This window comes from Bacillus sp. EB01 (genome assembly GCF_000613125.1).
Taxonomy (GTDB): Bacteria; Bacillota; Bacilli; order Bacillales; family Cytobacillaceae; genus Bacillus_D.
In genome coordinates, this window is record NZ_HG964497.1 from 5,125,343 (window position 1) to 5,133,823 (window position 8,481).

The following is an 8,481-nucleotide window of genomic DNA, read 5'->3' on the forward strand; positions in this document are numbered from 1 at the left end:
TTTAGAAACATCATTCGTCATCATTTTTTGAAGGTAGGTGAGGCTATCTGCCCCTGTTACTGCAATTTCACCCATATGGGAAACATCAAACAGGCCTGCTTTTGTTCTTACAGCCTCATGCTCTTCTTTTATGCCGGAAAACTGGACAGGCAACTCCCAACCGCCAAAATCAATTGTCTTTCCGCCATATTCCTTATAGGTCTCGAATAAAGGCGTCCGCTTAAGTTCGGTCATGTATAAATCCCCCTTTTTCCTGAATCATTTTCTCGCATACAGCACCTGGTACTTCCAAATTGGACCACCGTTCTATTTTTGGCCGCAAAAAAGGACAGATTACCCCCTTAGTCTAAAAAGGAGGTCTCTGTCCTTGCACCTGAAAGTTTTACCTAAAAGCAGGTTTTCCCCTTTGGTGGCTTCAACTATGTAAAGCACTCTCCAGAGCTGCGTCCAGCAAGAGTTCTTTTGCCTGAGAGATTCACAAATTCATTGTTTGCTCCTTCGGCGCTACGGTGTAGTCTCTCCCCTTGCTTTCATCCGCAATTATAATATTTTTAAAGCTGGCCATACTAAGAAGCAATGGACAATCCGGAACTTGCTACCCGGAGATTATTGCAATTTTTGAAACTTTCAAGACTATCTTCATCCTACCATTAAACCATTTAGCAGAGCAATTCTTTTCTGGCTTCCTATGGGTGTTGAAGTTTTTGGGATAGATTAACTTTTTAAAGGGGTGTCCGCATGTCAGTAAAAATTGCATTCGATACAAGCTGGCAGGAAGGTTTTTTGCAGCGAATAGAAAACGATGGCCCCTGGGGCAATTGGGATCTCTTTAAACTAGCCACAGGTGCAACCGAATTCTTAGCCATCCCTGAATTTGAGGGTTTACAGGCGCCCAACTACCTTCCTGACCTGACCATCCTTCCCCATCAATTAGAAGCTGCCAGGCAGGTAGTGGAAAACATGAATGGAAAGGCAATTCTTGCCGATGAAGTCGGACTTGGAAAAACAATCGAGGCAGGATTAATTCTCAAGGAATATATGATTAGAGGTCTGGTCAAGAAGGTCTTAATACTCGTTCCGGCTTCCTTGGTTACCCAGTGGGCGATGGAGCTGAATTCAAAGTTTTACATACCAGCAGTTACCCAGAAAAAATCATATGTATGGGAGCAATGCGATATTGTGGTTTCATCCATAGATACCGCTAAACGCAGTCCGCATAGAGAACTTGTCTACCAGCAGGATTATGACCTTGTCATTATTGATGAAGCACATAAGCTCAAAAATAACAAAACGAAAAACTATGAATTTGTACAGAACTTAAAAAAGAAATTCTGTCTTCTGCTAACAGCTACTCCGATTCAAAATAAAATCGATGAAATTTTCAATCTAGTCTCTCTCCTTAAACCTGGCCATCTCGGAAACGAATCGGCATTTTATGATAAATATAAAAAGGACTCCCGCACATTAAGCGATGACGCAAGTCTGAAAGAGCTTGTTAACAAAGTGATGATCCGCAACCGCCGTGGCGACACCGGAATCGAATGGACCAAGCGGCAAGTTGAAACTATGCCCATTGAATTTTCCAAAACGGAACGCGAATTGTATGATGCCATTTCCGATTTGCGCTCTTCAGGCGACTGGGCCCAATCAAGTGCTTTCTCACTAATGACCCTACAGCGTGAGGCATGCAGCAGCCGTGAAGCCGTTTATTATACTTTGAAAAACATGCTCACCAAGAAAGAGAGCCCATCCCGTGAATTCGAGGCGAAAATCCAGGAGCTTATTGAAAAAGTCAATCATGTTGAGCGGAACTCCAAGGCTGAAAAAGCTCTGGAGCTCATTCAGCAGATAAATGATAAAGTGATTATTTTTACTGAGTATCGGGCAACCCAGCTCTTCCTCCAATGGTATTTGCAGCAGCATGGAATAAGCTCAGTCCCGTTCCGCGGCGGGTTTAAAAGGGGAAAGAAAGATTGGATGCGGGAACTGTTTGAGCACAGGGCTCAGGTCTTAATCGCCACGGAAGCCGGCGGGGAAGGAATCAATTTGCAATTTTGCCATCATATCATTAATTTTGACCTTCCATGGAACCCGATGCGGCTGGAGCAAAGAATTGGCCGTATTCACAGGCTGGGACAAAAAAACGATGTGAATATTTATAATTTTGCTGTTAAAGGCACTATGGAGGAGCATGTACTAAAGCTTCTTTATGAGAAAATTAACCTGTTTGAAAAAGTGATTGGTGAGCTCGATGACATTCTTGTCCGATTGGAGCTGGGAAATATCGAGGAGCATCTAGCGGATATCTTCGGACACTCGGCCACTGAAGGTGAAATGAAAATCAAAATGGAAAACCTTGCTTCGATGATTGAATTCGCAAAAGGCAATACGGAGGAGGAACAGCATGCGGCAGCAAGACATTCATCAATTTCTTGAAAAATACTTCCGTTCGAACGATTGTGAAGTCATCGACAGGTCTCCGGGGCATTTGACCGTACAGTTGACGGCTGATATTGACAAGGAACTAATGAACCGGCCCTTTTATTGGCATTACCTTGAAAAAACCGGCGGCACCCCCAATCCGATGTCAATTACCCTTATAACAGACTCGGCAAAAGCACCAGAGGGGTTGAAAGGAGAGCAAATTCATTTTGGCTCGCCAAGGCTCCATCAATTGTTTGAATCCGCACGAAATCTCGCAAGATTTATCCGGCTTTACCACTCACATGAGGCGGGCACGCACACACCATTGTTTCCATGGCTATGCCTAAACGTAAAGATTTCTTACCAATGTGACCGGAAAAGAGATATATTCAAGTCAATAGGTCTTCATCTGATAAACGGCAGGATGGTTGAAGGTTTTCATGAGCAAATGCTTTCTATTGCTCTCACTCCGAAAATCCCTGATTACTCATACACACTTTCACCACTTGTCATGCCGAAAAGCGGATTTATTCGGATTGAAAATTATTTGAGGGCAGGCCTTGAAGCAGAGGATCATAGCTGGGCAGATGCCGCCAGAGAAAGATGGGAAAAGGATCAGCGGCTTCTTGATCACTTTTATGAAGATATGGAAGGCAACAGTGAAGAAAGCTATCTTATTGAAAAAAAAGCATTGCAGGAACAATATGAACCAAAAGTAGCTATCTCTCTTGTAAACGGAGGCCTCTTCTATTTGAAAGAAGACGCAGTATAACAAGAAAAGCGCAAGCGCCTTGGTTAGCGCCGTATGGACTGGAGGGCCTCGAAGGAGATAAAGGAAACACGATGAGCGCAAGCGAATCGATGTTGACTTATCGTAACGAGGGGACCGAAGTACATTAGGCGCTAGGCGCAGGAGCTAGACACAAAAGCGCAAGCGCCTTTGGTAAAAGTGTTATGTACAATTGCGAAATCTATGAAATGAAAAAACCGCCGGGAACAAGTCCCCGGCGGTTTTTGGCGAATAGTTTGAATCAATGTCCTCCGCCTAGCGGCATCATAAAGGTAGTCCAGTAGGTGAAGCCAGCAAAGAAAACTGTCAAATATGCACCAAATACATACATATACATGCGTTCAGATAATTTAAGATAACTTAATAGAACAAAGAATCCTGTCTGGGCCAGGAACAGCAGAGCTGTTTTAGGCATATGCCCCACATAAAACATCACCGTGAAAATTCCTGTCCAGAAGCCAAGTACCCTGTACATTCGCTCCATATGTAACCCTCCCTTTTACCCGCAGTACCATCGTACAATATTATAAGGTAAAAGAGAGACAAATGTAAACTTTTCTTTATCAGTTAATTCGTTACTAACGCCTGATAAGAACAAGTATCGCAGCCATCAGCCATGTTTTGGCTTTCCTGAAGTTCGACATTTTCAAACAAAGCCTCGAACATTCCAACGAGGAATTCATGATGCATGCTGCAAACCGCTTCTGAATGCTCGCGTGCCACTTCCTTGAACGGGCAGTTGAAGATTTGGAAATAAATCTTGTTCTGCTCTCCATTCACTTCGAATTCCGGATAGAAACCAGCAAGTGTCGCGGCACTCTTAAGAATTGATACTTTTTCATCAAAAGTCATTTCATGCCCGGCCTGTTGTTTCTTGGATATCTCCTGTTCAATGACTTCCGTGCCGAATCGCTTTCCAGTCATATAAAGGGCTTTTTTACCTTCTTCCCCCAATGACATCATTGTCTGTATAGCCACTTTCGAAAGAAGCATATAATCCCTGAATGGGAAGTGCAGCTGGATGACATCATCGGAAAGTCGATAAAGCCTGCTAGGCCTGCCGCCTTTTCCAGTTTTCTTTGTTTCGGAAGCCAGCATGTTCACATCTTCAAGTTTTGATAAATGCAGGCGCGCAACATTTGGATGAATATTGAAATTATCGGCAACTTCCTGAACGGTTACTTCCTGGTGGCGTTTTGTAATGTATTGATAGATGTAATACCTGGTTGGATCAGACAACACATTTGTAATTTTTAACGTTTGCTCCATCTTGGTTCACCTCGGACCCCTTCAATTTACCCCAATTATAATATACGAAAATCATCATGGGAATGAGGTTAACAATGTTAACACTATATGTTTGGAAAGTGTTCACAATTAGCCTATTGAGCACCACAAAAACCTATACAATTATTACACTCACCTTATACACACTTTTTGTCAAACACCCATTTGTTGAACTTTTTTGCCAATTTTCTAATAAAAGTACAACAAAACAATAGTAATAAATTTAATCTACATTTATAAGTTACTTGCTAATGTTGTTAACAAAGTATTCACATTTTTTAATCATTCGAAAATTAGCATTCCTTGGCAACTTATGTATAATAAAGGAGAAAGGTGGTGTTACAAATTTCAAGTATTATTGAAGACCTTGCTGAGCGAATCATTTCCGATGCAGTAAGGCAACAGGCAACAGATATTCATATCCTCCCACGGAAGACAGACACCCTGATTCAGCTCCGGATTACAAACAGCCTTATCCCACGTATAACCCTGCCAATCGATCAATGCGAAAAACTCATCTCCCACTTTAAGTTCATTGCACACATGGATATTGGAGAACGGAGGAAACCGCAAAACGGCTCCATTATTTCTACTGTAGATGGCAAAACATTTGGATTAAGGCTGTCAACCTTGCCTTCAAATAACCGGGAAAGCCTCGTCATCCGTCTTCTTCCCCAGAATGAGACATTTTCCTTCGAAAGGCTCTCGCTTTTTCCCGACATGTCCCTTAAACTGTTTAACCTTCTTAAAGCGGCTCACGGGATGATTATCCTTACCGGACCAACCGGATCCGGAAAAACCACAACATTGTATTCCCTTCTCAACGAAACTGCCAAAAGGCAGCAGCGAAGTATTATCACCCTTGAAGATCCGATCGAAAAGGAGTGTTCAACTGTCCTTCAGGTACAAGTTAATGAAAAAGCAGGAGTAACGTACGCGGCAGGACTAAGGGCAATATTAAGGCACGACCCGGATATTATTATGGTAGGGGAAATCCGCGATAGCGAAACCGCGAAAGTTGCGGTAAGGGCAGCACTTACCGGGCATCTTGTCCTGAGCACTATGCATACACGGAATGCCCCTGGCGCAATCTACCGTCTTCAGGATGTAAATAATCAGGAAGTTTGATATTTCCGCCACCTAGTTTGACACCGATTCTTCTGAGAGTGCTTGATACAACAACCACTCATTTCATCCAGGTTTGAGACGGCAATATTTTTCTTTCGAAAACCACCCCTATAGTTGTCAAATAATTCTGACAATAATAGAGTTTGATACCATTTTATCACTTAGTTTGCGACTAACCTAAGAGTTGTTCTACTTCATGCATGGGGGTTTCTATTTATAAAATTATGTCCACTTCGTCTATTAACCCTCTACTCACTTCAATTTCCATCATTTTCGAAAGTAGTTCATGGCGATAATAATCGTCCCCAAAATCTTGAGTAAGCGGAATAGATAAGGTTAAAATACGATCCATTTCCCGTTTAGGATGAAATTGTCTAATGATATTGGAAATCATTTTGTTGTTTTTTTGTACCTCCACCCAATAAAAAATTTCGGAATCACTCATTCTATTCTGAATTCCCATTCTTTGTTCATATGATAATAACGGAAACGCGTCGATGAAGATTTTCCTCTTTTGGGCTTCTTCTAATAACATTTTTTTATCCATTAAAACCACCTCTTCTTGGAATTTGATTTTATCCTTTATACTAAAGAATAAGTAAAATACCTTGTTAGGAGATGGATTATGCTGCTGAATAAATCTGCACATATATTGCTGTATTTGTATGAATGGAAATTTTTACTTATTACTAAACAGCCAATACCGAACGTGGCAAACTTCGTAAGGTATGCAAAAAACGCAAAATCAATTATGCTCATTTCTACCGTTTCGGACCTTTTACAGTCCATTCATTAAACGGAGAGGACAAAGTATCGCTGATTCAAATCGGCGACTGGAGAGCGCAACATTCCTTACGGCGATATTATATGATTTATGGTTAATACCTTCTCCATTTATCCACTCATCGTTTTAATTTCTATTGGTTTTTTGTCTCTGAAACATCTTTGTATTTCGCTTGATTTAATTTATCTTGTTCTTCTTTATCGTTTAATAATTGAAAAGTTTCGTCGATAAATTCGTTAAGCCAGGTATTAGATAAAAGACCAAGGTCATTTGATTGATTTTCTTTTTTTTCTTGATTACTCATTTTATCCCTCCTTTTATTCGATGATATATAGCTCCAAGTTCAATCGCTGCTAAATTCAAGATTTCATCTAGAAGCAACTCCCGGTTGTTCCATGTATAAAGTTTAATTAAACCATCCCTTTTTTGCTTAAGAATTTCCTTGATTTTATCAATACTCACTGCTGCTGAATTGTCTTTTTTACTCATTATGAATAAGTCTTTGGTTCCTATAACAATGATTGTTCGCAAGTCCTTTACATTAAAAAGAGATGTCATATCTTCCGGAGAGAATATTGAATTATCCGGGTGAGAATGCATATGTACATATAAATTGGGGTGTGATTGAATATAATTCAGATGTTTTCTTATATTTATTTGACTATGATCGCCAATTATTATTTCATCTTTTAAATCCCCGTTTTCCAATGTTAATAAGCAGGCGTGTTCCCTTTCTGTTAAAAGTGTTTTTTCTTTTAATTCGCTTGCCCATAAAACGATACCTTTTCTTGCAGAGAATAAATTATGCTGGATAATTACATCATCAAATTCCATATGAGATTATTTGCTCCTTTTTTAATTTCTCTGATTTGAATGTATGTCATATTTTATTTTAGTCAAGAAAATAAATCATGTAAAAAATCATTTTGATTTATAGAAGTGTATCTTTGGAATAAAAAAATAGCCTCCTATTACGGAGGCTTTCTTTCACTGCTATGTCAACTAGGTATCAAAGCTTCTTTCCAATCCGCTCTCATTAAGACAACATGGGCTAGCAGGATTGTCCTATTTACTAATTCATTAAGCACTCACTAACACCAGCCCCCTTTAATGCCACGATTTGCAATCAACATGTCCTGTTCATCAGTTGATACCCGTGCGTAGCCCAATTTCAGATGCTTTTCCTCCTGTTGTTCGAAAAAATGGGTTTGGTTGTTTTTCGGACAAATCATTTTCTGGACCTTTTTTCGGATATTTTTTATCTGTTTTATAAAAAAGGGTTCGTTTTTTGTTTCAAAATATAAACCTCCAAGAAAATAAAAAAAGCACCCGAAAATAACCAACGAATCGGTCAGATAAATGAGCGTTTTCCATAATTCTTGTTCGACATCATTAAATAGATAAATTATAATCATAATTATGAAAACATTCTAAGGCGGAGCGTGTGAAATTTATGGACGAAATAACGAAAGAACTGCAAAACCTACTTGCTAAAGCTCTAGGAGCCTTGGGAGACGAGATTTCCAAAAATGGTGGAGATGAATCAAAGCACGAAGTATATGTTAAATTAGGCAATGAAACGGCAGAATTAATGAAAAAGTACCCTGAATTGAAAATCAATAAAAAATATTAAAACACACGGTTTGAAAAATCACCGTGTGTCCTTTTTTATATATACTTCAATACATTGTTTTAAATTTACTATAATGAATTCGGGCTGGGTATCATACATGGAAGAGTTGATGCTTCCGGTATACACTGTGTTATTATTGATTTTAATATTCCAGAGATTTAATGGAAAGAGATTGATATCACTCCTGACATAAACATCTGGTATATCTATTCCTTCCGCTTTCCGAACCTTTTCCCTGAGCCCAGTAATTTCTTCTGATAAAAACGCTTTATACCCATCGACTATCGGCACTGCAGCAATTCCAACCTCTATTACGATCTCATCTAATTTAGTATGCATAGGTATCCCCCTAATTCGGTTTTATCAATTAATTCATTAATATATCGAAAAAACCTTTAAAAAAGAGGCTGATTGATGTCTTTACATATCATAGCA

The 8,481-nt window shown here is 39.6% G+C and carries 9 protein-coding genes, 2 pseudogenes and 2 riboswitches; of the genes and pseudogenes, 4 read left to right on the plus strand and 7 right to left on the minus strand.

Annotated features, from left to right (window positions below; genetic code table 11):
* Window positions 1–234, minus strand: a pseudogene (locus TY16_RS24160) (glycine cleavage system aminomethyltransferase GcvT); the annotation flags it as partial.
* Between the two features lie 125 nt (window positions 235–359).
* A riboswitch (glycine riboswitch) is annotated at window positions 360–441 on the minus strand.
* Window positions 442–444: 3 nt separating this feature from the next.
* Window positions 445–534, minus strand: a riboswitch (glycine riboswitch).
* Window positions 535–738: 204 nt separating this feature from the next.
* Between TY16_RS24160 and TY16_RS24165 the strand changes: the two are divergent.
* Window positions 739–2,436: a DEAD/DEAH box helicase gene (locus TY16_RS24165; RefSeq protein WP_043934256.1), complete on the plus strand. Its 1,698-nt coding sequence runs from the start codon at window positions 739–741 to the stop codon at window positions 2,434–2,436.
* Window positions 2,405–3,196: a YqhG family protein gene (locus TY16_RS24170; RefSeq protein ID WP_043934257.1), complete on the plus strand. Its 792-nt coding sequence runs from the start codon at window positions 2,405–2,407 to the stop codon at window positions 3,194–3,196. The genes TY16_RS24165 and TY16_RS24170 overlap by 32 nt, the downstream gene beginning before the upstream one ends.
* A 259-nt stretch (window positions 3,197–3,455) precedes the next feature.
* On the opposite strand, the gene TY16_RS24175 is transcribed toward TY16_RS24170, so the two are convergent.
* Both TY16_RS24175 and TY16_RS24180 read right to left on the minus strand, forming a co-directional pair.
* On the minus strand, window positions 3,456–3,698 hold the full coding sequence (locus TY16_RS24175) for a DUF2626 domain-containing protein (protein WP_043934258.1): 243 nt from the start codon (window positions 3,696–3,698) through the stop codon (window positions 3,456–3,458).
* Window positions 3,699–3,781: 83 nt separating this feature from the next.
* Window positions 3,782–4,483: a helix-turn-helix transcriptional regulator gene (locus TY16_RS24180; protein ID WP_043934259.1), complete on the minus strand. Its 702-nt coding sequence runs from the start codon at window positions 4,481–4,483 to the stop codon at window positions 3,782–3,784.
* A gap of 363 nt (window positions 4,484–4,846) precedes the next feature.
* On the opposite strand from TY16_RS24180, the pseudogene comGA reads away from it, so the two are divergent.
* Window positions 4,847–5,608, plus strand: a pseudogene (gene comGA, locus TY16_RS24185) (competence type IV pilus ATPase ComGA); the annotation flags it as partial.
* Between the two features lie 235 nt (window positions 5,609–5,843).
* Here the strand turns inward: comGA and TY16_RS24190 are convergent.
* The 3 genes from TY16_RS24190 to TY16_RS24195 form a co-directional block, all read right to left on the minus strand.
* Window positions 5,844–6,176 carry a hypothetical protein gene (locus TY16_RS24190; RefSeq protein ID WP_043934260.1) on the minus strand — a complete coding sequence of 111 codons (333 nt, stop codon included), beginning with the start codon at window positions 6,174–6,176 and terminating at the stop codon, window positions 5,844–5,846.
* Window positions 6,177–6,546: 370 nt separating this feature from the next.
* Window positions 6,547–6,717, minus strand: a complete 171-nt coding sequence (locus TY16_RS26460; protein ID WP_155922312.1) for a hypothetical protein — start codon at window positions 6,715–6,717, stop codon at window positions 6,547–6,549.
* Window positions 6,714–7,247 (minus strand): hypothetical protein, encoded by a 534-nt coding sequence (locus TY16_RS24195; RefSeq protein ID WP_043934261.1) that lies wholly within the window; start codon window positions 7,245–7,247, stop codon window positions 6,714–6,716. The genes TY16_RS26460 and TY16_RS24195 overlap by 4 nt, the downstream gene beginning before the upstream one ends.
* A gap of 610 nt (window positions 7,248–7,857) precedes the next feature.
* On the opposite strand from TY16_RS24195, the gene TY16_RS24205 reads away from it, so the two are divergent.
* Window positions 7,858–8,046 carry a hypothetical protein gene (locus tag TY16_RS24205; protein WP_043934263.1) on the plus strand — a complete coding sequence of 63 codons (189 nt, stop codon included), beginning with the start codon at window positions 7,858–7,860 and terminating at the stop codon, window positions 8,044–8,046.
* Window positions 8,047–8,064: 18 nt separating this feature from the next.
* On the opposite strand, the gene TY16_RS24210 is transcribed toward TY16_RS24205, so the two are convergent.
* Entirely contained in the window at window positions 8,065–8,385 is a 321-nt protein-coding gene (locus tag TY16_RS24210; RefSeq protein WP_043934264.1) for a hypothetical protein, read from the minus strand.
* Window positions 8,386–8,481 lie beyond the last annotated feature (96 nt).

Excerpts from the sequence above, each read along its gene's own strand:
- TY16_RS24180 (WP_043934259.1), bottom strand. The coding sequence starts at position 4,483 with ATGGAGCAAACGTTAAAAATTACAAATGTGTTGTCTGATCCAACCAGG.
- TY16_RS24190 (WP_043934260.1), bottom strand. The coding sequence starts at position 6,176 with ATGGATAAAAAAATGTTATTAGAAGAAGCCCAAAAGAGGAAAATCTTC.
- TY16_RS24210 (WP_043934264.1), bottom strand. The coding sequence starts at position 8,385 with ATGCATACTAAATTAGATGAGATCGTAATAGAGGTTGGAATTGCTGCA.
- TY16_RS26460 (WP_155922312.1), bottom strand. The coding sequence starts at position 6,717 with ATGAGTAATCAAGAAAAAAAAGAAAATCAATCAAATGACCTTGGTCTT.
- TY16_RS24175 (WP_043934258.1), bottom strand. The coding sequence starts at position 3,698 with ATGGAGCGAATGTACAGGGTACTTGGCTTCTGGACAGGAATTTTCACG.
- TY16_RS24165 (WP_043934256.1), top strand. The coding sequence starts at position 739 with ATGTCAGTAAAAATTGCATTCGATACAAGCTGGCAGGAAGGTTTTTTG.
- TY16_RS24195 (WP_043934261.1), bottom strand. The coding sequence starts at position 7,247 with ATGGAATTTGATGATGTAATTATCCAGCATAATTTATTCTCTGCAAGA.
- TY16_RS24170 (WP_043934257.1), top strand. The coding sequence starts at position 2,405 with ATGCGGCAGCAAGACATTCATCAATTTCTTGAAAAATACTTCCGTTCG.